This is a genomic window from Luteimonas endophytica, assembly GCF_029887875.1.
Classification (GTDB): domain Bacteria; phylum Pseudomonadota; class Gammaproteobacteria; order Xanthomonadales; family Xanthomonadaceae; genus Luteimonas; species Luteimonas endophytica.
Window position 1 is genome coordinate 1 of sequence record NZ_JARXRM010000016.1, and the last position, 21,713, is coordinate 21,713.

27 protein-coding genes and 1 pseudogene are annotated in these 21,713 nt (G+C 68.3%); 20 read left to right on the forward strand and 8 right to left on the reverse strand.

The window, feature by feature from the left end:
- The first annotated feature begins 406 nt into the window (after positions 1 to 406).
- The gene (locus QFW77_RS03055; RefSeq protein ID WP_280572803.1) at positions 407 to 826 is read left to right on the forward strand and encodes a hypothetical protein; all 420 of its coding nucleotides are present in this window, start codon (positions 407 to 409) and stop codon (positions 824 to 826) included.
- 25 nt (positions 827 to 851) lie between these two features.
- Positions 852 to 1,322 (forward strand): DUF695 domain-containing protein, encoded by a 471-nt coding sequence (locus QFW77_RS03060; RefSeq protein ID WP_280572804.1) that lies wholly within the window; start codon positions 852 to 854, stop codon positions 1,320 to 1,322.
- A 58-nt stretch (positions 1,323 to 1,380) separates the two neighbouring features.
- Here QFW77_RS03060 and QFW77_RS03065 read toward each other — a convergent pair.
- The 3 genes and pseudogenes from QFW77_RS03065 to QFW77_RS03075 form a co-directional block, all read right to left on the reverse strand.
- Positions 1,381 to 1,782: pseudogene (locus QFW77_RS03065) on the reverse strand (IS30 family transposase); the annotation flags it as partial.
- Between the two features lie 54 nt (positions 1,783 to 1,836).
- A complete protein-coding gene (locus QFW77_RS03070; RefSeq protein ID WP_280572807.1) occupies positions 1,837 to 2,136 on the reverse strand; it encodes a type II toxin-antitoxin system RelE/ParE family toxin in 300 nt (99 codons plus the stop codon).
- Positions 2,133 to 2,372 carry a type II toxin-antitoxin system ParD family antitoxin gene (locus QFW77_RS03075; protein ID WP_280572808.1) on the reverse strand — a complete coding sequence of 80 codons (240 nt, stop codon included), beginning with the start codon at positions 2,370 to 2,372 and terminating at the stop codon, positions 2,133 to 2,135. Before QFW77_RS03075 ends, QFW77_RS03070 begins: the two co-directional genes overlap by 4 nt.
- A 484-nt stretch (positions 2,373 to 2,856) precedes the next feature.
- On the opposite strand from QFW77_RS03075, the gene QFW77_RS03080 reads away from it, so the two are divergent.
- The 8 genes from QFW77_RS03080 to QFW77_RS03115 all read left to right on the forward strand — a co-directional run bounded on the left by QFW77_RS03080 (position 2,857) and on the right by QFW77_RS03115 (position 7,997).
- Positions 2,857 to 3,648 (forward strand): XAC0095 family protein, encoded by a 792-nt coding sequence (locus QFW77_RS03080; protein WP_280572809.1) that lies wholly within the window; start codon positions 2,857 to 2,859, stop codon positions 3,646 to 3,648.
- 129 nt (positions 3,649 to 3,777) lie between these two features.
- Positions 3,778 to 4,062 carry a ribbon-helix-helix domain-containing protein gene (locus QFW77_RS03085; protein ID WP_280572810.1) on the forward strand — a complete coding sequence of 95 codons (285 nt, stop codon included), beginning with the start codon at positions 3,778 to 3,780 and terminating at the stop codon, positions 4,060 to 4,062.
- A gap of 363 nt (positions 4,063 to 4,425) precedes the next feature.
- Positions 4,426 to 5,652, forward strand: coding sequence for a type II toxin-antitoxin system HipA family toxin (locus QFW77_RS03090; protein WP_280572811.1), 1,227 nt, complete (start codon positions 4,426 to 4,428; stop codon positions 5,650 to 5,652).
- A 40-nt stretch (positions 5,653 to 5,692) separates the two neighbouring features.
- Positions 5,693 to 5,959 carry a helix-turn-helix transcriptional regulator gene (locus QFW77_RS03095; RefSeq protein ID WP_280572812.1) on the forward strand — a complete coding sequence of 89 codons (267 nt, stop codon included), beginning with the start codon at positions 5,693 to 5,695 and terminating at the stop codon, positions 5,957 to 5,959.
- 85 nt (positions 5,960 to 6,044) lie between these two features.
- Positions 6,045 to 6,401, forward strand: a complete 357-nt coding sequence (locus tag QFW77_RS03100) for a nuclear transport factor 2 family protein (protein ID WP_280572813.1) — start codon at positions 6,045 to 6,047, stop codon at positions 6,399 to 6,401.
- A 98-nt stretch (positions 6,402 to 6,499) separates the two neighbouring features.
- A complete protein-coding gene (locus QFW77_RS03105; protein ID WP_280572814.1) occupies positions 6,500 to 6,823 on the forward strand; it encodes a hypothetical protein in 324 nt (107 codons plus the stop codon).
- Positions 6,824 to 6,949: 126 nt separating this feature from the next.
- Positions 6,950 to 7,354 (forward strand): GFA family protein, encoded by a 405-nt coding sequence (locus QFW77_RS03110; RefSeq protein ID WP_280572815.1) that lies wholly within the window; start codon positions 6,950 to 6,952, stop codon positions 7,352 to 7,354.
- 160 nt (positions 7,355 to 7,514) lie between these two features.
- Entirely contained in the window at positions 7,515 to 7,997 is a 483-nt protein-coding gene (locus tag QFW77_RS03115; RefSeq protein WP_280572926.1) for a YcxB family protein, read from the forward strand.
- 44 nt (positions 7,998 to 8,041) lie between these two features.
- Here QFW77_RS03115 and QFW77_RS03120 read toward each other — a convergent pair whose 3' ends face one another.
- Genes QFW77_RS03120 through QFW77_RS03130 form a run of 3 tightly spaced genes read right to left on the reverse strand, consistent with a single transcriptional unit; the run spans position 8,042 to position 9,669 of the window.
- Positions 8,042 to 8,431 (reverse strand): SRPBCC family protein, encoded by a 390-nt coding sequence (locus QFW77_RS03120; protein WP_280572816.1) that lies wholly within the window; start codon positions 8,429 to 8,431, stop codon positions 8,042 to 8,044.
- 2 nt (positions 8,432 to 8,433) lie between these two features.
- Positions 8,434 to 8,793: a VOC family protein gene (locus tag QFW77_RS03125; protein WP_280572818.1), complete on the reverse strand. Its 360-nt coding sequence runs from the start codon at positions 8,791 to 8,793 to the stop codon at positions 8,434 to 8,436.
- Positions 8,794 to 8,823: 30 nt separating this feature from the next.
- Positions 8,824 to 9,669: a helix-turn-helix domain-containing protein gene (locus QFW77_RS03130; protein ID WP_280572819.1), complete on the reverse strand. Its 846-nt coding sequence runs from the start codon at positions 9,667 to 9,669 to the stop codon at positions 8,824 to 8,826.
- Positions 9,670 to 9,900: 231 nt separating this feature from the next.
- On the opposite strand from QFW77_RS03130, the gene QFW77_RS03135 reads away from it, so the two are divergent.
- The 9 genes from QFW77_RS03135 (at position 9,901) to QFW77_RS03175 (ending at position 14,078) form a co-directional block, all read left to right on the forward strand.
- A complete protein-coding gene (locus QFW77_RS03135; protein ID WP_280572820.1) occupies positions 9,901 to 10,425 on the forward strand; it encodes a class I SAM-dependent methyltransferase in 525 nt (174 codons plus the stop codon).
- 212 nt (positions 10,426 to 10,637) lie between these two features.
- Positions 10,638 to 11,018 (forward strand): tautomerase family protein, encoded by a 381-nt coding sequence (locus QFW77_RS03140; protein ID WP_280572821.1) that lies wholly within the window; start codon positions 10,638 to 10,640, stop codon positions 11,016 to 11,018.
- Between the two features lie 104 nt (positions 11,019 to 11,122).
- Positions 11,123 to 11,485, forward strand: a complete 363-nt coding sequence (locus QFW77_RS03145) for a hypothetical protein (RefSeq protein ID WP_280572822.1) — start codon at positions 11,123 to 11,125, stop codon at positions 11,483 to 11,485.
- A gap of 63 nt (positions 11,486 to 11,548) precedes the next feature.
- Complete coding sequence (locus QFW77_RS03150; RefSeq protein ID WP_280572823.1) at positions 11,549 to 11,776, forward strand: hypothetical protein; 228 nt, start codon at positions 11,549 to 11,551, stop codon at positions 11,774 to 11,776.
- A 48-nt stretch (positions 11,777 to 11,824) separates the two neighbouring features.
- Positions 11,825 to 12,322, forward strand: coding sequence for a hypothetical protein (locus QFW77_RS03155; protein ID WP_280572825.1), 498 nt, complete (start codon positions 11,825 to 11,827; stop codon positions 12,320 to 12,322).
- 84 nt (positions 12,323 to 12,406) lie between these two features.
- On the forward strand, positions 12,407 to 12,736 hold the full coding sequence (locus QFW77_RS03160) for a hypothetical protein (RefSeq protein ID WP_280572826.1): 330 nt from the start codon (positions 12,407 to 12,409) through the stop codon (positions 12,734 to 12,736).
- A 37-nt stretch (positions 12,737 to 12,773) separates the two neighbouring features.
- Complete coding sequence (locus QFW77_RS03165; RefSeq protein ID WP_280572827.1) at positions 12,774 to 13,160, forward strand: VOC family protein; 387 nt, start codon at positions 12,774 to 12,776, stop codon at positions 13,158 to 13,160.
- Positions 13,157 to 13,645: a GNAT family N-acetyltransferase gene (locus QFW77_RS03170; protein WP_280572828.1), complete on the forward strand. Its 489-nt coding sequence runs from the start codon at positions 13,157 to 13,159 to the stop codon at positions 13,643 to 13,645. Before QFW77_RS03165 ends, QFW77_RS03170 begins: the two co-directional genes overlap by 4 nt.
- A gap of 142 nt (positions 13,646 to 13,787) precedes the next feature.
- Positions 13,788 to 14,078, forward strand: a complete 291-nt coding sequence (locus QFW77_RS03175) for a hypothetical protein (protein WP_280572829.1) — start codon at positions 13,788 to 13,790, stop codon at positions 14,076 to 14,078.
- 223 nt (positions 14,079 to 14,301) lie between these two features.
- Here QFW77_RS03175 and QFW77_RS03180 read toward each other — a convergent pair whose 3' ends face one another.
- Positions 14,302 to 15,642 carry a PepSY-associated TM helix domain-containing protein gene (locus QFW77_RS03180; protein WP_280572831.1) on the reverse strand — a complete coding sequence of 447 codons (1,341 nt, stop codon included), beginning with the start codon at positions 15,640 to 15,642 and terminating at the stop codon, positions 14,302 to 14,304.
- A gap of 8 nt (positions 15,643 to 15,650) precedes the next feature.
- Positions 15,651 to 17,798, reverse strand: coding sequence for a TonB-dependent siderophore receptor (locus QFW77_RS03185; RefSeq protein ID WP_280572832.1), 2,148 nt, complete (start codon positions 17,796 to 17,798; stop codon positions 15,651 to 15,653).
- A gap of 331 nt (positions 17,799 to 18,129) precedes the next feature.
- Between QFW77_RS03185 and QFW77_RS03190 the strand changes: the two genes are divergently transcribed.
- A complete protein-coding gene (locus QFW77_RS03190) occupies positions 18,130 to 21,600 on the forward strand; it encodes a hybrid sensor histidine kinase/response regulator (protein WP_280572833.1) in 3,471 nt (1,156 codons plus the stop codon).
- Positions 21,601 to 21,713 lie beyond the last annotated feature (113 nt).

The following is a 21,713-nucleotide window of genomic DNA, read 5'->3' on the forward strand; positions in this document are numbered from 1 at the left end:
GTTAGGCCGCTATGGCAGCAACTAGGCTTTCGGAGGGAGAAGCAGCGGAACTTTCATCGCGCTGCCCGCAGCTTCCCGCCGAATACATCTCGCACCTTCTTGGCCATGGTTGGGGAGATACCCCTAATGGCAAAGTGATCTACAACGGACCTTTGACCTCGGAGGACGTATACGGCATACCGGTCGGGCCGCCCGACCTGCTGGTCTTGGGGGACGATCTGGCGGGCTACTGCTTCGCCTATGATCCAAGCGCAGGCGTGTACGGGGAGCTAGACCCAAATGGTCGCTGGGAGGCGTGGCAGCATGGCATGGGCCTAGGCGCGTATGTCGCGGCCTAACAATTCGTCCAAGCCGACGCCACTTCGTGGCGCGGCTTAACTCTGGTGTTAAGCCGCTAGGAAGCATCATGGCAAAGCACACTCCCAAGATCGTTTTCGGCCTTACTTACGCTGTCACGTCGTTTGGTGTGACCGCGCTACTCAGCGGCGCGAGTGCCGGCCCGACGGATGCGGCGCTTCAACAGGTCGTGCCTATTTTAACGGCACCTCTAGCATTGCTTGTGGCATTGCGGCTAGGCGCGCTTTCCAAAGTTGGTGTCGCTGCTGCTTCCTTGGCCGTGGAGCTGGCATGCTATGTCGCAATCTGGGCAATTTACCATTCGCTAGCTGTGCCGGTCGGTGGCTCTGTTCCCTTCTTCGCTCCCGCGCAGCAGGGCGGATGGCTTCTCGCTTTCAACTCCGTGCTCTTTGTTCTGTCGCCTGTGGTTTGGCTACATTTCGTCGGCTCGCAGAGCCGGCAGCCACAGAGTCCGAATGCCGCGGCCTAACCATTCATTCAAGCGTTAGACATCTGTGACAGAGCGTCGTGTCCGCATAGTTGCCCCAGAGCCTCACTACACGCTCTTTGACAGCACTCGCAATGACTTGCCTGAAATCATTGTGGTCAATGATGCATTGCTGGCCTTCCAGCACCACGAGATCTTTCCTTGGCACCTAGAAATAAACATCCAGGCCGAGGAGCTCGTTGAGAGAGGCATGCCGAGCCCGGATGAGAGCAAGCTACTGCTCGAAATCGGGGACATGATCGAGTCCGCCATTGAGGGCAAAAATGCCTTGTTCCTGGCACGCAGTACCTGGGATGGCCTTCGGCAGCTATCCTTTCGCGTACATGACCCTGAGCTAGCTAATGACACCTTGCAGTCACTATTGGCGGACAAGCCAAACACCCGGTTCTGGGAGTACCGCATGCATCATGATCCGGAGTGGCAAGAAGCAGGCTATATCTTCAGTCTCTTCCCGTTGGCAAACGGGCCAGATGGGTGAATTAACACCCCAAGTGCAACACCCCTGAGAGTTCGTGTAAGCGTTCGACCGGGCTCTTTTAGCCATGTCGCTTCCTCGGTCGTGTGTTGAGTTTGTGCGTGATGCGATCGCAGTGGGCTTCGCTTATGCGTGCCAGGCTCTTCCGCTTCGGCAGGTACTGGCGCAGTAGGCCGTTGAAGTTTTCGTTGCTGCCGCGTTCCCACGGGTGATGCGGGTAGGCGAAGTAGCAGCGAACGCCCGTTGCCTGTTCGATCGCCCGATAGCCGTCGCACTCGGTGCCGTTGCCCCAGGTGATGGTCTTGAACGGCAGGCCGCTGCGGGCGATCACTTCCACGGCTGCGCGGTTGACCGCCTTGACGGTCCGGTGCGGCAATCTGACCACCAGCGCCAGTCCCGTACTGCGTTCGACCAGCGTCAGCAGGCAGGCTCGCTCGACCGCCGTCCCCCTGAGCCAATTACCGACGTCGCCGACTCGCTTTACATCCATCCGCGGGGTAAGTGCAACACCCGCGCCCTAGGCGCCGATGTTCGTGTCCACGTCCATCGTTGCATGAAGAATGCGAACGATCAGCAACTCGTTGTCGTTCGGCTGCTTGTAGTAGATCACGTGCGCCCCGTGGGCAAGCTTTCTGTAGCCCTCGCGGATCTCGTCGCAAGCCCTTCGGATCAGGGGGTTCCTTGCCAGGGAACGAAAGACCTGTTCCATTTCTTTCAGGTACGCATTGCGCTGCCGCACGCCCCACCGGTCTTGCGTGAAGCACGCGATCGACTTCAGGTCGGACCGCGCCGACCTGGTAAGGTAAGAATGCCTCACTGCTGTTCTGAGTCCAGCTCCGCCACAAGCGACTCGTAACTGTATTTGGCACGCCCGCTGCGTTCACCGGCAATCAGCGCATTCCTTAGGACTTCGCGCTTGCCTTCAGTGGTCTCGAGCAAACGCAGCCCGGCCCGGACAACCTCACTTGCAGAGCCGTATCGGCCGCTGTCGACCTGGTCTGCGATGAAGTGCTCGAAATGATCGCCCAAGCTGACGCTCGTGTTCCTCGCCATGACATTCTCCTGCAGATGTACCAAGTATTGGTACAAGTGGGTTGGCGGTGTCAACCGGCTGCCGGTACTTTCATGAATCGCTCGCCGCAGGACACCAATGAGGCCCCTGTCCTTGTCTTTGGCTTGAGCCAATCGCCGCGATCGGTGCGCGCTGCATAAGGCGTTGTCCGTCCTTGCGCCCGGGAATGAGCCGGCCCGAAGTCTCTCTCAGTTGCCGGCCTTGACACCCCCGAAAACCGGTAGCAGACTCGATTCCAAGGAGCGTCGAAACTCCTCGTACAGCGGCCCCCACCTCCGTCAAGCCGGTGGGTTTTTTGTGCCCGCGGCTCTTGCGGGCACAGACCGACGCGATGCCTGCGTCGGGAGGGCGGCTAATACAACACCCCTCGGGGGAATATGCCCGCCGTCTGTACGCGGTTTCGAACCTCCCGACTTCCCGTCCGCCGTGTGGTGGGCGGGCACTTCATGGAAGGAGGAGGCAACGATGTCGAACCGTGAACCGAACGACCCGGGCATGACGGGCTATTTCCTGCCGGAAGACAGCCATTTCCGGCTCAAGAAGCTGCATGAGCACATGGTGTTCCTGTCGCAGTTGGCGCAGCCGCGTACGGACGACGAGGAATCGACCGGATGGGGCCCGCAGATCAGCGGGGGTGAACTGGCCGTCTGCCTGGAGCAGCTGGCCGACCAGGCCGAACGCGTGCTCGACGAGGTGACCTGGCCGGCCAAGCAGGGCGCCCGACGCAAGCCATCGCATGCAAGCGACGCGGCCGAGGCGCCAGAAGATTCCGCCCAGACCGTCGAGGCAGCGGACGCCGGGGCAGCAGACGCCGAAGCAGCGGACGCCGGGGCAGAGGACGAAGCGGCGGGCGAGGAAGCCGCCGTGGCCGCCGAGGCGAACGCCGAAGACCGCCTCGTCTTCGGCATGACCATGGACCAGCTGGACACGCTCAACCGCCGGCACGACCGACTGCACGCCTACGGCGACCTGCTCTTCGGCGTCGAGCGAATCGACCTGGCCGACGGCACGCTGACGATGCTGGGCGATGCGATCTTCGAAGAGGCCGAAGCCGCAAGCGATCTCATGGACAAGGTGGCGTCGCAGTACCTTCCCGACCGGCCGGGGCCGCGCAACCGTGTTCGTGAGGAGCCCGCCGCCTATGGTGCAAGCACTGCGTCACCCGGTGCGGACCGCGCACAACGGCCGGCGTTGCCGCTGGCCGCGCCTGGGCGGGCGGGGTACCTCCCCCAGCCTTGCGCACAGCGCCTCCACTGATCCGGCGGCAGGCTGCCGGCTTGGTCATCCCGGCGCTGCGGCTGAAAAGGCAGCGCCGGGGTGCCGTTGAGCTTTGCCACCGGAGGAAACCGGGAGTAGGATTGAATCCTACTCCCTCTGGGGCTCGCCGTGCGCACGACTCAGCAATTCAGCATCACGCTGCCCAATGAAATGGCCGACGCAGTGAAAGCCAAGGTCGCCGCCGGCGAGTACGCCACTGAAAGCGAAGTCATTCGCGACGGCCTGCGCACGCTGCTTGCGCGTGACCGCGCCGTCGAGGCCTGGCTGCGCGAGCAGGTCGTTCCGGCCGCCCTTGCGCTCAAGGCCGACCCTGCCCGTGCTCTCTCGGTGGACCAGGTGCGGGAGCGGCTTGCGACGCGGCGCCAAGGTCGTACCAGCGCGAAGAAGACGTGAGCTGGCATGTCCAGTTCGCGCCAGAGGCGCTGGATGCGCTCGATGCTACGAGGCTGTGCTGCAGCACGATCCTGGCGACTGAGCCAAGACAACGATAGGAACGGATCGGTACACGCCTACGAGTTCATGGCCCGCCAAACTTCGCAGGTCGATATCGCGGAGGAGGTATGGCGCCTGCCGCAGACCGGGCTCCCGCAGGCGCTTGAAGCGCCGTTTGCGCGAATGGGCGAGCTGAAATAGGATATTAAGATATGCTAGATCACAATCAGATCCGTTGAAAAGCATATTAAAGTAGACTAAGTTTCGATCATGGACAGCTTGATCGAGCTCCACACCGGTGCGGCCTGGCGCCCTGCCGCCCGGTTGTCGGTGGGCGAGCGAGCGATCCGGCTCGAGTACCTGCCGGAGTACGTCTTTGGCGAGGCGGCCGAGCCACTCGCCCTGGCCCTGCCGCCCACGATGGAGATCCTGCAGGCGCCGCTTGCGCCGCAGACCGGCCCACTCGCCTTCCTGTGGGACCTGGTGCCGCAGGGACGTGGCCGCCAGCACTTGGCGGGCCTGCTGGGTATTTCCGATCAGGATCCGGCCCGGGACCTGTTTCTGGCACAGCACGGCGCGTTCGCTCCCATCGGCCGGCTGCGGCTGGACACCGCCGTGCGCTTCTACGAGGAACATGCCGCAAGCACGCCCGCCCCCGGGTTCACGCTGGACGACATGGTCCACCGCACCGATGCCTTCCTGGAACAGCTGTCGGTGCACGGCATGCTGGCGGCCGGCACGCCCGGGGTCCAGGGCGTGGCCCCGAAGTTCCTGTTGACCCAGGACGAGACCGAACGCTGGTACCCGGACGTGGCGCTGCCGGAAGCGCGTGCGCGCGCGCACTGGATCGTGAAGCTGCCGCGCGGCCGGCACGAGACCGACTTCCGCATCCTGCGGCACGAAGCCATCTATCTGCAGGTGGCGGCGGCCTGCGGGCTTCGATCCATCGATCGGCCGTTGCATCGCGAAGGCATGCTTTTTCTGCCCCGCTTCGATCGCCGCATCGAGGGCGGCCGGGTCGTACGCCTGCACCAGGAAACCCTGGCGACCCTGGCGCAGATGCCCGGCTTCGGGCGCAGCGCCTGCCTGTTCGACGCGACCGAACGCCTGGCGCGTCATGCGACACATCCGGAAATCGAGATCTCCGAGTTCCTCTGCCGCGACGTGCTCAACCGCGCCTTGCGCAATCCCGACAATCATCTGCGCAATACTTCCGTGCAACAGTTGCCGGACGGTACCGTGCAACTGACGCCGCTCTACGACCTGGGGCCGATGTACCTGGACCGGGAACTGATTGCGCGCGCGAGCGCCTGGCGCGGGGCCAACAACGAAACGCTCGACGATTGGAACGCGATCCTCGAACGGTTGGCGATCGAAGAGGCGATCAAGCCATCCGTCGCACAGGCGCTGGTCGCATTCGCGGAAACGCAGCTGCCGCGACTGGTGGAGCGACTGGCGGCCCTGGAGGCCGATGCCGACATCATCGAAGCGTGCAAACCCGCCATCGAAGCTCAAATCCGCGGTTTGCGCAGGGTCGATACCGATGCCTAGCACACCAAGGAAGCGCCGCAGCCCCGAACTGGTTCGCGAAATGCGGGACCGTTTCGCGGAGGACATCGAAGCCGGCCGGCTGGGCCTGGGCGAGGCCGTCAAGCGCATGCGCAAGATCAGTGGTTTGACGCAGGCCGAGTTCGCACGCCACCGTGGCGTCAGCCTGCTCACCCTCAAACGCATCGAATCGGGGAAAGCCAACCCTACCGTCGAGACGCTCGAGCGCATCGGGCGAATCTTCGGGTTGCGCGTAGGATTCGTTCGCGCTCACCGGACCGGATACACAGCTGAGCCGGGCGAGCCATGATGTTTTCGACCGGCTTGGGGGGCGGCCGGCCCACCCGGCCATCAGCCTCGCCGCAGCGGGGCCACTTACTGAGGCGCTGGGCGGCATGAACAGCATCGAAGCGACCGTCATGCAACTGGAGCAGGCGCTGCTCGATCCGGCCGTGCGCGGGGATGCCGGGCGCCTCGATGCGCTGATCGCGGACGACTTTCTCGAGGTGGGGGCCACGGGCCGCGCTTTCGGCAAGGCAGAGGTCGTCAACCGCCTGCCGGGCGAGACCGGCGTTGTCTTTCGCGCCCGCGCCATGCAGGCCCATGTGCTCGCGGCAGACGTCGTGCTGGTCACCTACGCTGCCGAGCGCACTCACCAAGGCGGCACGGCTCTCTCGCTCCGCAGCTCGGTGTGGGTCAAGAACGCTGGCGGCTGGCAAATGCGGTACCACCAAGGCACCGCTGCCACGTGACAGTAATTCAGTATTCTCGGGCTTGCTACACTTCGCCAGCGAGTTGGTGCTGTCCAACCACTCATGCCGACGCCGCGTCGGCGCAGCCGAATTCTGGCGTGAAGGCTCACATGCGAGCGAGGCGTGGTGCTGGTTTGAAAGCGGCTCTTCTGCTTGGCTTGGCTGGCGCGCTTGCCGGTTGCGCCGAGGATGGCCACCTCCGGGGCTTCGTCACGGACAGCCCCGATGGCAAGACCTACCTGGCGATCGTTGACGACCACGATGGATGTCCCATCCTGGTCGACGGACGGAAGTGGACGGCACCAACGGGGCGCGCCAGAGAGATCGCGCCCGGCGAGCACTCGATTGAATGCTATGGGGGCGAGATTCGCTTCGTCATCCCTGCCGGAGTCGTGTTCAACTTCGACTATTGGGGGCCATAGCCTGGAGTTCTGGTTTATGAAGGGCAATCTTCGCGGCGCATTCGCAACGCTTCCAGTGCGTTGCCCAGCGGATCAGGCCCCCCGCTCGAGACCACCTATCACTCATTCGTTCTCCAGGAGAGCTTGATGCTCAAGACCTACCTAGGCAGTTGCCATTGCGGCGCCGTGCGGTTCGAAGCCGACATCGATCTCAGTGCCGGCACGAACAAGTGCAACTGTTCCATCTGTACCAAGACACGCAACTGGAACGTCATCATCAAGCCCGGCGCCTTTCGGCTGCTGGCTGGCGAGGGGGACCTGGCCGACTATCAGTTCAACCACAAGGTGGGGCATCACCTGTTCTGCAAGCATTGCGGCGTGCGCTCGTTCGCCCGTGGCCACATCGCGGAGATCGGCGGCGACTACGTTGCGGTTCAACTGTCGGCACTCGACAATGCCGACCCGGCGGAACTCGTCGAGCCACCGGTTCGGTACGCAGACGGCAGACACGACAACTGGGGGGAGGTGCCTGCCGAGACCCGGCACCTGTAGCGGCAGCACCGGCACGGGTGGGTGCCGGCGCCTCCGTCGGTGCCCGCCAACCCTCTGGGGACGTGCGTACCGGCTGCAGCGTGCTGAACGATCTGTTTCTACCTTCACTTAGGAAGTCCCGCTGCTTCGCGGGCCGGACGAATCCGGGCGTCAGGTGCCAATGATCACTGCGGCGATCTCATCCGAAGACCATCTCGCCGCCCTGCGGCTTCACCGGAAGCGGGCGGTCAGGCGCCTGTTGCTCGTGCTTGCTGCGCTGGCTGCCGCCGGCGCGATCGCCATCGCCATTGGCCACGTGCTGATCGGGGCCATCGGCATCGGCGCCGGGGTTGGCGGGCTCATTGGCGAGTTCGTGCAGTCCAGGTTCGCCCTGCCGCGCAGGGCGCGCAAGATCTACCAGCAGCAAGCCTCGCTTCGTGCGACCTACACCTACTCGTGGGACGCCGATGGCCTGAGCGCCTCATCGGAGGCCGGGCACGTCAGGCGCCGATGGCCGGATTACATCAAGCTCCTGGAGAGCGATCGATTGTTCCTCTTGTACCACTCGGACATCATGTTCGAGATCTTTCCGAAATCGTGGTTCCGCACCCCGGAACAGATCGACGAGTTCCGTACGCTGGCTTCACGGGCCGATGCCCAATGACTCAACCAGGTACGCGCGCAGCGGCAGGCATGCGCGCGTCTTGATCACCCGAACACTCGCTTCATCGCCGCCAGGCCCTCCTCGATCATCGCCGCGACCCCCGGTGCGGCCTCATGCGGCAGCAGGTCCGCGATCCAGACGCCCCGGGTGCGCTCGCCGCCCTCCTCGAAGAGCTGGAACGATGCGCTGTAGTGGGTGAGCTGCGTGCCCACCGCGGCCCAGCTGACCCGGTGCCGCTGCTCGTCGACATCGAGAATGGGTTCCTTGACGACCATGCCGTTGCCGAAGGTCACGATGCGCGCGCCTTCTTCGAGCTTCGTGTCGGCGACGAATCCGGGCACCAGCCGGGTGTGGAGCGCACCGACGTCGCGCAGCGCGTCCCACACCTGGTCCAGCGGCGCCTGCAGCAGCACTTCGCGGTGAATCGAGGCCATCGCTACGCTTCCGCGAGGCACACGGCCTCGACGTTGTTCCCGTCGGGGTCGACGAGGAATGCGGCGAAGTAGCCAGGGCCGTACTCCGCGCGCAGGCCGGGCCCGCCGTTGTCCCGGGCGCCGGCTTCGAGACCGGCACGGTGGAAGCGCTCGACGGCCTCACGCGTTGCGGCCCCGAACGCCAGATGGGTTCGCGCCACTGCCTTGTCTTTGGTCTCGTAGAGCCAAAGGGCAGGCGCGCCCTTGGGCCCGAAGCCTGTCCCGGACTCGTCCTGGACGTGCCCGAGCGGGGCCAGAGCGGCCCGGTAGAAACGGCGTGCGGTTTCCAGGTCGCGCACTTGCAAGCCGACGTGATCGAACATGGGTTGCTCCCTCCGGTGAGGTAGCAGATGCTAGGTTCGCAGCGGGGCGGATTCTTGGAAAAAATTGCGATCGCCCCGGCCGCCGCGCCGAAAGGTACGGGGTGAGGCGCCCGCCGCGCGCCGAAACGTCCGCACGAAGTTGGAGACGTCGTTGAAGCCCACGTCGAAGGCGACTTCCGTGATCGGCCGGTCGCTCTCCACCAGCAACCTCGCGGCATCACGCAGCCGCGCGCGGATGAGATACTGGTGCGGCGTTACCCCCACCACGGCCGAGAAGATGCGCAGAAAGTGGTGGCTGCTCAAGCCTGCAACCTGTGCCGCAGTCGCCAGGTCGATGTCGCGCCGGGCGTTCGCATCGATCCAGAGGGCTGCATCGACGGCTCTGCGTCGATCCCGCGAACTGGGCTTTGGCGCCGGCGTGCGCTTGCCCGTGGTCACCTGCGCCAGGCGTGCACCCAGCATCAGGCCAAGCTCGTCCAAGCCAAGGTCGCCGTTCGCATCGGCAACGCTCTGCGCCCATTCGCCCAGCACCATCAGCTGGGCGATCGGCGGCAGCGCGCCGACGCGCCACGATGGGCCGGGGGCGAGCTCGTCGATCAGCTCGGGGGCGTACTGGAACGACAGGCACTCGTCGCCGCCGTGGTGATGCTCGTGCGTGCACGTGTACTCGTCCCCAGGGTGTCCCACGAGCACGGATCCCGCCACCAGCTCGAACGAACGTGCGCCCCAGCGATATCCGAAGGAGCCCTTGCGCACGTACGAGATCGAGTGCCGGCTGTGGGCTTCGGGGAACGGGCGATCCGCAGGACCGCAGGTGCATCGATACTCGATCACCGAAACCGGGCCGGATTGCAATGTGCGCGTCGTGGGTTTCACGGCGGCGAATCTAGCAGCGGCGCCACTTCATGGCCACGGGCCCGGCCGGACCGCAGCCAAGGCTCCCTCTTGGGGAGCGCCGTTGCTTCCAGCAGGCCCGGCGCGGCAGCGATGCTCCAACCTCGCCAGGCGTAGGCTCACGGAATGACAAGGTCTCCAACCGACCGATCCAACGGATACGAAGCGGTCTCCGCGGAGTTCATGGCGATCCGGAGCCGATCGGAGATCGGCATGTCGACCGTGCGCGACTGGGCCGGCAGCCTGCCGCGTGGGGGCTCGGTGCTCGACCTGGGGTGCGGCGCTGGCGTGCCGGTGGCGAGGGCCCTGATCGACGCGGGGTTCGCCGTGCACGGCGTGGATGCCTCGCCCGCCATGATCGCGGCCTTCCGGGCCCGATTCCCCGGCAGCCCGGCCGAATGCAGCGCGGTGGAAGACGCGCAGTTCCTGCGCCGCAGCTTCGACGGCGCGATCGCGTGGGGCCTGATGTTCCTCTTGCAGCCGGCCACCCAGAGGGAGCTGATTCGCCGGGTCGCCCTGTCCCTCGCGCCGGGCGGCCGGTTCCTGTTCACGGCACCGGACGAGGCGTGCGAGTGGCCGGACAACCTCACCGGGCGGACCTCGGTGTCGCTGGGGTCGGCCGCCTACCGCAGGGCGCTGGAATCGGAGGGCCTGGCGCTGGTCGGCGAGGCCGAGGACGAGGGGCAGAACCACTATTACTTCGCGAGCAAGCCGGCCGGCCCAGGCGCCGCGGGTTAGCCGTCTATGGCGCGTGGCTGGGCGGTTGTTGCGGTTTCGTGGGCACGGTGCCGGCCTGCATGGCGCATGGCTTGCCGCCGGCGCGCTGCAGGGGTAGCTTTCGGTGCCCGAAGCGCGTACGGCCAAGCGCGTTTCGCCGACGACCCGACCGCCAGGATCAACCCGATCGGCGGGAGCGCCGGGCGCCGCTTGGCCTCTCACTGGAGTCGTTCATGCCGCTCGTCACCTTGACCGTGCAGCGCCCGAAGTCCGCCGAGTTCAAGGCCTCCGTGCTCGACGCGGTCCACGCGGCCCTGGTCGCGGTTGGCGTGCCTGCCACCGACCGGTTCCAGCGCGTGCTCGAGCTTTCGCCCGAGGACTTCCGCTTCGACCCGACCTACCCGGATGTGCAAGGCGCGCGGAACGAAGACTTCATCCTGATCGAAGTGCTGTTGTCCGCCGGCCGCAGCGTCAAGATCAAGCGGAAGCTGCTCGACGCCTTGATGGCCGAACTCTCCGCAGCGGGCCACGACCCTGAGAATGCCATGCTCGTCTTCAAGGAGACGACCTGGGAGAACTGGGCCTTCGCGGGCGGCCGCCAGATCCATGTGTAGTTCCATTGTGTGACTTGGTGCCGGGGGCTCAGCTGGCCGGTGTCCAACCATTCGTTCGGGCCGATGCTTGGTGGCGCGGCTCGCTTTCGGCGCTAGAACCTCGAATGTTTCGCAAGCGCAACCTCTATCTTCTTGTCTTCCGCGACCACTTCATGGGGCGTGTCGTCGGTGAGGACAGAAGGGCACGGCGCGATTGCCATGCGCTCGACAACACCCGTGGCGATCCGGATTTCTCTCGAGTAGGCAAGGCATTGAAGTCCCTGGTCGAGGATCTTGCGCCTGGCTTCTCGCTTCGCAAGCCAACGGCGTTGCTGCATTTCATTCCGGAGCACTACGCGCCGACCCAGCGCCAGCTGGCGTTGTTCAAGCGAACGGCAGAGCGCTCAGGCATCTCACGGTGCTGGCTATCGACGTGGGAGACGCCGAACACCGACCGGGAGCTGGCCGTTGTGTTCCGCTCGCTCTAAGGGCTCGGCCCGGGGCTTTCCCAGTCCGCGTTGCAGCTTCAGGCCTCGAGGTGCTGGATCTCAATGAGATTTCTAGGAAAAGCGATCGGTTGTCTGGCCACGGCACTCGGCCTGGGTGTCGTCATCTTCGGTGCGGTCGCGCTCGCTGACCCGCAAGGCGCACAGCTCGCCAACGACTCGGACCCGTTTGGTGTGCCGCCGTCGACCGTCGAGCTCTTGCTGCACGTCGCTGCTGGTGCGGCGCTATCGGCCCTGGGTGTCTGGCTTGTCGCGCGGAAGCCCCGCGTGTAGCTTGAGGCCGGCCAGTCCTTCCAACCGGCGCTTCCTGGCGCGATACGATTGGACCTGAATCAGGTGCTGAATCTCATGAACGATCGGTTCTTCGCAACCTTGGCGATCGCCCTGGCACCCGCCGCCGCCGCGGCCTGTCCCCATGATCTGACGGGAACATGGAAATCCGATCGGGAAGCCTCCGTGGCATTTGCCCATGGCAATGCCAAGCTGGAGCCGCGCACGGAAGCGTTTCTTGGGGCGCTGTTCGGGCACATGACGCTCGCCTTCACCGACAGCGAGGTCCACATCGCAATGCCCGATGTCGAGGTTCCCGTTTCCGGCGAGCGCACGGTGTTTGCCGGCCTGGAGGAGCGCAAGCCCTACGAGATCCTGTTTTGCGGCGAGTTCGCGGTCGTCTGGTCGGCGAGGCGGCCGTTCGGCACGGCGCTTACGGCAACGACGTTCAACTTCGTCGACGACGACATCTTCTGGGTCTATGGCGGTGGCACCGACCCGGCGGCACCGGATCTGCATACGCGCGAGTACTTTCAGCGGGTCCGCTGACCGCGCCGAATTCGAGAGCAGGGCCGGATGTCTCTTGGTGACACGGCTCACCCCCAGCCGTCAGGCCCCGGAAACGAGGTTGCAGTGTCGGACGAATCTCAAGACAGCCACTGGAAGCTCGAACTCCGCTACGGTCGGCGGGTCACGCCATACAAGCACTTCACCGTCATCGCCGACGGCCTGGCCGGAGAGCTGACGGACGGCTTCGAGTGCCGTGCTGGGCCTGCCATCATGACAATGAAGACCTGGGCATCCGACGCGGACGAGTCCGCCGACATGGCCAGATCCATCGGGCGGCAGATCGGGTTCTCCGTGACCGGCAGGATCGAGATCTACGAGACGGAAGCGGAGCGAGCGCCCGGTGAGCACCCTCACGGCTACGACATCAAGTTCGTCCCGTACGGGCCGGACTGAAGCGTGGATGTAGTTCGTACCCAGCCCAGGAGACAACATGCCCGCCCACGAAAAGATCAACTACGTCGAATACCCCGCGCGCGACCTGGCGGCGACGAAGCGCTTCTTCCAGGACGCGTTCGGCTGGGCGTTCGAAGACTACGGGCCGGACTACGCGGCGTTCTCGGGCCAGGGCCTCGATGGCGGCTTCTTCCGGTCGGAGCTGGCGGCCCGCACCAGCCAAGGCAGCGCGCTGGTGGTGTTCTACAGCGAGCGCCTGGAAGAGACGCTGGCCAAGGTGGTTGCCGCGGGCGGCGAGGTGGTGAAGCCGGTCTTCTCCTTCCCGGGCGGCCGCCGGTTTCATTTCACCGAGCCCAGCGGCAACGAGTTCGCGGTGTGGTCGGAGGCGGCGGCCGCCGCGGGCGACGGCGCGCCGGAAGGATGAGGATCCGCACCGCGGACGAGCAGGAGCTGGATCGCCTGGCCGACATCTGGCACCAAGGCTGGCAGGACGCGCATGCGCGGATCCTGCCGGCGGAACTCGCCCGGCACCGCACGCGCGTAAGCTTCGCGCAGCGGCTGCGGGCGGCGCTGGGCGAGGTGCGGGCGACCGGGCCCGCCGGGGCCCCGACGGCGTTCTGCATCGCCACCGGCGACGAGCTGTACCAGCTGTACGCATCGGCCGAGGCCCGCGGCACCGGGGCCGCCGCCGCCCTGCTGGCGGACGGGGAGGCGCGCATCGCCGGCCGCGGCTTCCGCAGGGCCTGGCTGGCGTGCGGCATCGGCAACCAGCGCGCGGCGCGCTTCTACGAGAAGCACGGCTGGGTGCGGGCCGGCAACATGATCAGCGAGCTGCCGACGCCGGACGGCCCGTTCCTGCTGGAGGTCTGGCGCTACGAGAAGGCCCTGGCGGACCGGCCTGGCAGGTGATCGGCGGCGGCGCGGCCGCATGCCGCGGTCGGAGCGCGGCCGCCGGCAGGAGCGGGCTCGCGCTTCGGTGCGCCGATGGGGAACAATGGGCCTGCGTTGCGGTTCGGCGCCACCCCGGCGCCCTGCCCCGCAGGAGGGAACCATGGTCGCGGCACGCAGGCTCCGCATTTCGCAGTGGCTGTTGCTCGGCTCGGCGCTGGCATGCGGCGCGGCGTCGCTCTGCTTCGGCTTCCTCTACGTTTCGCTGTACTGGCGCTACCGCGAGCTGTTCAACGCGGAGGGCCGCTACTTCGATGCGCACAGCGCCACCGTGTATCACCAGCAGGATGGCGTGCTGATCGTGCCCGCGCTCGCGTTCCTGCTGCTGGCGCTGCTGCTCGGGTTCGCCTGGTGGTTGAGGCGGGCACGCCCGGACCGCGGCCGGTCCGCGTAGCGGTGGTCCAGGGCCGCGAAAAGCCGCGGGGGCCTCCGGCAGGATGGGCGGCGATTGCCGGTATTTGCAACGGCGCCGGCTTTCGCGTGCATGGCACGCTCCTACGGGGATGGCACGCTTCCTACCGGGAGCAGGACTTTCGCGGCGTGCCGCCTGTAGCAGCGGCCCATGGCCGCGAAGGCCGCGGGCGGCTCCGGTTGCCGTGGCGGCGAACGGCTGACGGCTACTTCATCGCTTCCAGCGGCAGCAGCGCCAGCCATGCCAGCAGCAGGGCGATCCACAGCCAGCGCCACCGGCCGATGCCATGCCATACGGACCGCCAGCCGCCCGGCACCGCGCCGGCTTCGGCTGCGAGCGTTGCCGGCGCTGCGGTGGCGGCGGGCAGCGCGCGCGCGCGACGCGGCGCCGAGCGCGGGGCGGCGGCCGCTGCCGCGGTGCGGCGCGTGGCCGAGCGCAGGGTGTCGGTGGCGCGCAGGCCGTAGAGGTACGCGCCGGTCACGCACAGGCCGGTCAGCAGCACGCCGAACACGAACCACAGCAGCTTGACCGGCAGGCCGGCGAAGTTGCCGAAGTGCAGCGGGTCGGCCATCTCGGCGATGCGCTGGTGCACGCCCATGTCGCGGCCGTCGCGGCGGCCGATCCAGGCGCCGTCGGCGGCGGCGAAGGCCATGGCGTTGGCGCGCGGCCGTACCAGGATGGCTTCGGCCTCGCCCTGCAGCAGCAGGGTGCCGTCGCCCGCGCCGGGGTCGATGGCGCGGACCTCGAACGCCGGCCAGCGGCTGCGCGCCTCGGCCACGGCGCGGTCGATGACGGCGGCACTGGCGCCGGCGGGGTCCGGCCCGCGTTCGGTGCCGGCCGGTGCGGCCTGCAGCTTCCGCGGCGGGCCGGCGCCGCCGCCCAGCGATTCCACCAGGTACCAGCCGCCGGTCAGCGCCATCAGCGCCACGAAGCCCAGGCTCCACACCCCGGCCAGGCGGTGCAGGTCGCCCCAGAACCGGCGCGGCCGCTCCCGCCGCGGGCCGGCGAAGAACCCGCGCCACCAGTGCCGGTAGATGTACAGGCTGCTGACCAGGCTGATCGCCAGCGGGATCGACAGCGCCGCCACCAGCGGCACGCCGAACCGCAGCGGCAGCATCAGGTGGCGGTGGGTGTTGCGCAGGAAGCGGTGCGCGCCGAACCAGTGGGTGTCGCCGGTCACGGCGCCGCGGTACGGGTCCACCCAGACGAAGCGCAGCCGCCCTTCCGGGGTGCGGGCGCGCACCCGGGCGGCGAAGCGGCCGCCTTCGGGCGCCTCGATGGCGGTCAGCGACCAGTCCGGGTAGGCGTGGCGCGCGGCGGCGAGCATCGCGCCCCAGCTGGCGCGCTCGGGGCCGGGCGCCACGCGGATCTCCGGGTGCAGCAGCCAGTCGATCTCGTGCGCCAGCACCGCCAGGGTGCCGGTGAAGCACACGAAGGCCATCAGCAGGCACAGCTTCAGCCCCACCCAGCTGTGCAGGTCGAACCACAGCCGCCGGCCGCGCGGCTTGCGCGGCGCGGCGGCGGGGGCTGGCGGCGGCTGGCCCATGCGGGGGGTCAGAACGCGTAGCGCGCCTGCAGGTACAGCCGCCGCGGCTCGCCGGGAAAGTGCCCGGTGCGCTCGATGAAGCCGCTGGCGGCGTACACCTTGTCGAACAGGTTCTTGATGTTGGCCTGGAAGTGCCAGCCGTCCCAGTGGGTCTGCCAGCTGAGGTCGTAGATGGTGTACGGCTTGACCCGCTGGCCGCCGATGCTCAGCCGCTCGTCCACGTAGTCCACGCCGAAGCCCACCGAGGACAGCAGCGCCGGCAGCTCGTAGCGGGTCCACAGGCCGAAGGTGTTCTGCGGGGCGTTGGCGAACTTGTCGCCGACCGAGTTGGTGATGCCGTTGCTGCCGGCGTCGATCACCCGGGTGTCGTTGTAGGCGTAGGCGGCGCTGACCACCCAGCGACGGGTCACATCGGCCAGCAGGTCCAGTTCCAGCCCTTCGCTGCGCACCAGCCCCAGCGGCGCGAGCTGGTTGACGCCGTCGACCACCTCGCCAGTGGCCTGCAGCACGTTGCTGCGCTCGATCCGGTACAGCGCCGAGTTGAGGGTGACGCGGCCGCCGGCCAGGGCGGTCTTCAGGCCCAGCTCCCACTGCCGGCCACGCTCGGGATCGAACGGGCCGCCGGCGGCGGGGTCCTGGTTGCCGGTGGACTGCGGCACGAAACCGCTGGCGAGGTTGGCGTAGGCGTTCACGCCTTCGACCAGCGCATAGGTGCTGCCCAGGCGCCAGCTGATGTCGTGGCCGTCCACCGTGGTGCCGCCCACCCGGTCCTCGTCCTGGAAGCCGTCCCAGCGCAGCCCGGCGAGCAGCTGCCAGCGCGGGGTCAGTTCCAGCTGGTCCTGCAGGTAGGCGCCGTAGCGGGTGCCGCGGCTGCGGGTGACGCGCCAGGGGTCGAACGTGTAGTCGGCAGCGGAGCTCAGGCCGTACACCGGCTGGAACAGGTCGATGCCGGGCACGTCGCCGCCCACGGCGTCGCTGTGCGCGGTGCGGCCCTGGAAATCGCTGTCCTCGCGGTAGCCGTCGACGCCGAACAGCAGGGTGTGGCCGAGGCCGCCGGCGCGCACCCGCCACACGCCGTTGGCGTTGGCGGCCAGGCCCTCGACGCTGCGCACCTGGTCGCGGAACTGGCGCGTCATCCACTCGGCGGTGCCGTCGCCGTCGCGATCGATCAGGCCCCACGGCTCGTGGTACTGCTGCCGCTCGTCGTTCTCGAACCAGCGCGCGGACACGTCGATGTCGAGCGCGTCGGTGGGGGAGGCGGTGTAGGTGGCCAGGGCGATGCGCGCGTCCATGTCGAGGAAGTCGGTGGCCTCGTTGTGGTTCCAGCGGCGGTCGGTGAGGAACGCGCCGTTGTCGTCCACCGGCACCCCGCGCAGGCGGTTGCCGGCTTGGTCCTGGGCGATGTCGGTGAGCTTGAGGGTGAGCTCGCCGGTGGTGCCGACGTCGAGCGCCGCGGCCGCGTCGCCCATGCGCAGCTCGTTGTCGGTGTTCCAGCGGAACGGCTCCTCGCGCTCGCCGTGCACGCCGATGCGGTAGCGCAGGCGCTCGCTGCCGGCCAGCGGCCCGGTCGACTGGAACGAGGCGGCGGCGAAGTCGTCGTCGCCCAGCTGCAGTTCCACGCTGGCCTGCGGGTCGCGCTGCGGCTTGCGGGTGATGTAGTTGATCACCCCGCCCGGGTCGCCGCCGCCGTACAGCGCGCCGGCAGGGCCCTTCAGCACCTCGACCCGCTCGATGTCGAACAGCTGCGGCACCGAGAAACCGGCGTAGGGATCGCCGCGCAGGCCGTCGTAGAGCACGTTCTCCTGGCGGAAGCCGCGCAGGGTGACGCCGGCGTAGCTGAAGAAGCTGATGCCGCTGATGCTGCGGTACAGGTCGGTCACCTGGCGCGCGGCCTGGTCGTCGATCAGCTCGCGCGGCAGCACCTGCACCGACTGCGGCACCCATTCCAGCGGGGTGTCGGTGCGGGTGGCGGTGGTGGAGCCTTCCACCTTGTAGAGGGTCTGGGCGCGGCCGATCACCTGCACCGCGTCCAGGTCGGTCACCGACGGCGGCGGCGCCTGCGCGAACGCCACCGGCGGCAGGGCCAGCCCGAGCAGGCAGGCAATGGACAGGAGCGAGCGGTGCGGGCGGGTCAAGCGACGCCGGGAGGGGGACATGCGGGGAAGTGCTCCATAGGGAATGCGACTCATTATCACATGATGTCGATTCTCATTTCATAGATCGCGAGCGCCTGCTCCTGTAGCAGCGGCCCATGGCCGCGAAGGCCGCGGGGCACCGATGCGGTGATGCGGCCCCCTTCCGACCGGGCGGCCATTCCGGGCACGGCCGGCCGCGCCGGCTTTCGCGTGCATGGCACGCTCCTACGGAGGGTGGGCCCTCCGGGGGCGGGCCCTCCTAGGGTGATGGCGCTCCTGCGGGCGGTGGGCTTCGCACCGGGGCCGCCGGCGCGGTGCCGCGTACACTTTGAACGGCCACTCGGGGATGGGAATGCTGTCGGACTGGGTCTTGCTGCTGGTGTCGGTGGGCTACGCCGCGGTGCTGTTCGCGGTGGCGTGGTGGGGCGACCGGCATCCGGAGTTCGCGCAGCGGCCAGGGCTGCGGCCGGTGGTCTACAGCCTGGCGCTGGCGGTGTACTGCTCGTCGTGGACGTTCTACGGCGCGGTCGGCAGCGCCGCGCGCAACGGCATCGGCTACCTGCCGATCTACCTGGGCCCGCTGCTGCTGCTGCTGTTCGGCTGGCGCATCCTCGAGCGCCTGGCGCTGATCGCGCAGTCGCAGAGCACGGTCTCGATCGCCGACTTCATCGCCGCGCGCTACGGGCGCTCGCAGCGGCTGGCGGCGATGGTCGCCCTGATCGCGCTGATCGCGGCGGTGCCGTACCTGGCGCTGCAGTACAAGGCGGTGGCGCTGAGCCTGCAGGTGCTGAGCGCCAGCCCGGCCGCCGCCACCACCCTCGGCGACCCGGCGCTGTACATGGCGATGCTGATGGCGCTGTTCGCGATCCTGTTCGGCACCCGCCAGGTCGACGCCACCGAGCACCGGCCGGGGATGATGCTGGCGATCGCGCTGGAATCGCTGGTCAAGCTGATGGCGCTGGTGGCGGTGGGCCTGTTCGCGATCTTCTGGTTCGGCGGGCACGAGCTCGACCTGGTGCCGGCCACCCGCGAGCTGCTGTCCAACACCCCGCCGGTCGGCTTCGTCGGCCAGACCCTGCTGGCGTTCACCGCGATCGTGTGCCTGCCGCGGCAGTTCCACGTCGCCGTGGTGGAATGCATCGACGTGGCCGACATCCGCCGCGCACGTTGGATGTTCGGCGCCTACCTGGTGCTGATCTGCCTGATGGTGCTGCCGATCGCCAGCGCCGGGATCGCGCTGTTCGACGATGGCGCGGCGATCGCCGACACCTACGTGCTGGCGCTGCCGCTGGCGGAGAACCGCAACGCGCTGGCGCTGTTCGCCTACATCGGCGGCTTCTCCGCCGCCACCGGGATGGTGATCGTGGCCAGCGTGGCGCTGGCCACCATGGTCAGCAACGACCTGGTGATGCCGCTGCTGCTGCGGCGCGGCTGGGCGCAGCGCCACGGCGGCGACCTGGCCGCGACGGTGCTGTGGATCCGGCGCGTGGCGATCGTGGGGTTCGCCGCGCTGGCCTACGGCTACTACCGCGCCAGCAATACCGACACCACCCTGGCCGCGTTCGGGCTGATGGCCTTCGCCGCGGTGGCGCAGTTCGCGCCGGCGCTGATCGGCGGGCTGTACTGGCGCGGCGCCAGCCGCCAGGGCGCCGAGGCGGGCCTGCTGATCGGCTTCTGCGTGTGGGGCTACACCCTGCTGCTGCCCACCCTCACCGATGCCGGCTGGTTCGGCTCGGCGTGGCTGGAACGCGGGCCGCTGGGCATCGGCTGGCTGCGGCCGCGGCAGCTGTTCGGGCTGGAGGGCTGGGACGCGCTGACCCACGGCACGTTCTGGTCGCTGCTGCTCAACATCGGCGCGCTGATGGTGGTCTCGGCGCGCTGGCGCCCGGGGCTGGACGAGCGCCTGCGCGCCTCGCCGTTCCTCAACCCGTATACCGAACGGCGCACCCTGGCCGGCAGCGACTGGCGCGGCGGGCTGCACGTGGCCGACCTGCTGGTGCTGGCGCGGCGCATCGTCGGGGTGCGCAACGCCCAGCGCGCCTTCGCCGAACAGGCGCTGGCGCTCGGCCAGGAGCTGCAGCCCAACACCGCCGCCGACCGCGCCTGGGTGCAGTTCACCGAGCGCCTGCTGGCCTCGGCCATCGGCGCGGCCTCGGCGCGGCTGGTGCTCACCAGCACCCTGCGCGGCTCGGGCATGGACCTGGCCGAGGTGGTGGCGGTGCTCGACGAGGCCGGCCAGGAGCTGCGTTTCAACCGCGAGATCCTCTCCACCACCCTGGAGAACATCGACCAGGGCGTGAGCGTGGTCGGGCCGGAGATGCGGCTGGTGGCCTGGAACCGGCGCTACCAGCAGTTGTTCGGCTTCCCCGACGGCATGCTGTTCGTCGGCCGCCCGGTCGCCGACCTGATCCGCTACAACGCCGAGCGCGGCGAGCTCGGGCTGCTGTCCCGCGCCGGGATCGAGGCCGAGATCGCCAAGCGCATCGGCTACATGCGCGCCGGCTCGGCGCACGTGTCCGAACGGGTGCTCGCCAGCGGCCTGGTGATCGAGGTGCGCGGCCAGCCGCTGCCGGGCGGCGGCTACGTCACCAGCTACAGCGACGTCACCGAGCACAAGCGGGTGGAGCGCGCGCTGCGCGAGATCAACGAGACCCTGGAACAGCGGGTGACGGTGCGCACCCGCGAGGCCGAGGCGGCGCAGCAGTCGCGCACGCGCTTCCTGGCGGCGCTCAGCCACGACGTGCTGCAGCCGCTCAACGCCGCGCGGCTGTTCACCTCGGCACTGCGCGAGAGCGACGCGCCCGGCGAGCAGCGGCGCCTGGCCGAACGCGTGGACACTTCGCTGCGCGCCGCCGAGGAGCTGCTCGACGGCCTGCTCGATGTTTCGCGGCTGGACGCCGGCGCGCTGAAGCCCGAATTGAGCGATTTCGACGCCGGCGAGCTGCTGCGGCAGCTGGCGGCGCAGTACGCGCCGATGGCGGCCAGCCGCGGCATCGCGCTGCGCCTGCACGCCCAGGCGTTGCCGGTGCACAGCGACCGGCGGCTGCTGCGCCGGGTGTTGCAGAACTTCCTGGCCAATGCGCTGCGCTACACCCGCGAGGGGCGCATCGTGCTGGCGGCGCGGCCCAGCGGCGGCGAGGTGGCGCTGCAGGTCTGGGATACCGGGCCGGGCATCCCCGAGCACCACATGCGCCAGATCTACGACGAGTTCCACCGCTACCAGCAGCCGTTCGACTGGGACGAGCGCGGGCTGGGGCTGGGGCTGTCGATCTGCCAGCGGATCTCGCGGCTGCTCGGGCACCGGCTGGACGCGCGCTCGCGGGTCCGCCACGGCAGCATGTTCTCGATCGTGGTGCCGCGGGCCCAGCATGCGCTGCAGGCCGCCGCCCCGCCGCGCCTGGAACTGGCGGCTTCGCTGGCCGGGCTGCGGGTGCTGTGCGTGGACAACGATCCGGACATCATCGCCGGCATGACCGCGCTGCTGCGGCGCTGGGGCGTGGAGCCGCTGTGCGCCACCACCGTGGACGAGGCGCTGGCGCGGGTGGCCGAACGGCCCGACGTGCTGCTGGTGGACTACCACCTGCACGATCGCCTGGACGGGCTGCAGACGCTGGACGCGCTGCGCGCCGACGCCCCGCACCTGCCCGGCGCGCTGGTGACGGCCGACGGCAGCGACGCGCTCAAGCAGGCGGCGCGGGCGCGCGGCTACCGGGTGCTGACCAAGCCGATCAAGCCGGCCTCGCTGCGCGCGTTCCTGGCCGCGCACCACCACCCGGCGCGGCGCCAGGCGGCACCCGAGCCGGCACCGCCCGGGCAGAGTTGAGGCGGTTCTCGCGCGGCGGCCCCCTGCAGGAGCGGCCCATGGCCGCGAAGGCCGCGGGCGGCTCCGGTGTCCGGGGCGGCGATTCCCGGTGTTTCCAGCGGCGCCGGCTTTCG

Bases quoted from the DNA above. Each gene is read 5' to 3' on its own strand.
- QFW77_RS03055 (WP_280572803.1), top strand. From the start codon at position 407: ATGGCAAAGCACACTCCCAAGATCGTTTTCGGCCTTACTTACGCTGTC.
- QFW77_RS03075 (WP_280572808.1), bottom strand. From the start codon at position 2,372: ATGGCGAGGAACACGAGCGTCAGCTTGGGCGATCATTTCGAGCACTTC.
- QFW77_RS03080 (WP_280572809.1), top strand. From the start codon at position 2,857: ATGTCGAACCGTGAACCGAACGACCCGGGCATGACGGGCTATTTCCTG.
- QFW77_RS03095 (WP_280572812.1), top strand. From the start codon at position 5,693: ATGCGGGACCGTTTCGCGGAGGACATCGAAGCCGGCCGGCTGGGCCTG.
- QFW77_RS03100 (WP_280572813.1), top strand. From the start codon at position 6,045: ATGAACAGCATCGAAGCGACCGTCATGCAACTGGAGCAGGCGCTGCTC.
- QFW77_RS03110 (WP_280572815.1), top strand. From the start codon at position 6,950: ATGCTCAAGACCTACCTAGGCAGTTGCCATTGCGGCGCCGTGCGGTTC.
- QFW77_RS03115 (WP_280572926.1), top strand. From the start codon at position 7,515: ATGATCACTGCGGCGATCTCATCCGAAGACCATCTCGCCGCCCTGCGG.
- QFW77_RS03120 (WP_280572816.1), bottom strand. From the start codon at position 8,431: ATGGCCTCGATTCACCGCGAAGTGCTGCTGCAGGCGCCGCTGGACCAG.
- QFW77_RS03125 (WP_280572818.1), bottom strand. From the start codon at position 8,793: ATGTTCGATCACGTCGGCTTGCAAGTGCGCGACCTGGAAACCGCACGC.
- QFW77_RS03135 (WP_280572820.1), top strand. From the start codon at position 9,901: ATGTCGACCGTGCGCGACTGGGCCGGCAGCCTGCCGCGTGGGGGCTCG.
- QFW77_RS03140 (WP_280572821.1), top strand. From the start codon at position 10,638: ATGCCGCTCGTCACCTTGACCGTGCAGCGCCCGAAGTCCGCCGAGTTC.
- QFW77_RS03145 (WP_280572822.1), top strand. From the start codon at position 11,123: ATGTTTCGCAAGCGCAACCTCTATCTTCTTGTCTTCCGCGACCACTTC.
- QFW77_RS03150 (WP_280572823.1), top strand. From the start codon at position 11,549: ATGAGATTTCTAGGAAAAGCGATCGGTTGTCTGGCCACGGCACTCGGC.
- QFW77_RS03165 (WP_280572827.1), top strand. From the start codon at position 12,774: ATGCCCGCCCACGAAAAGATCAACTACGTCGAATACCCCGCGCGCGAC.
- QFW77_RS03170 (WP_280572828.1), top strand. From the start codon at position 13,157: ATGAGGATCCGCACCGCGGACGAGCAGGAGCTGGATCGCCTGGCCGAC.
- QFW77_RS03175 (WP_280572829.1), top strand. From the start codon at position 13,788: ATGGTCGCGGCACGCAGGCTCCGCATTTCGCAGTGGCTGTTGCTCGGC.
- QFW77_RS03180 (WP_280572831.1), bottom strand. From the start codon at position 15,642: ATGGGCCAGCCGCCGCCAGCCCCCGCCGCCGCGCCGCGCAAGCCGCGC.
- QFW77_RS03185 (WP_280572832.1), bottom strand. From the start codon at position 17,798: ATGTCCCCCTCCCGGCGTCGCTTGACCCGCCCGCACCGCTCGCTCCTG.
- QFW77_RS03190 (WP_280572833.1), top strand. From the start codon at position 18,130: ATGCTGTCGGACTGGGTCTTGCTGCTGGTGTCGGTGGGCTACGCCGCG.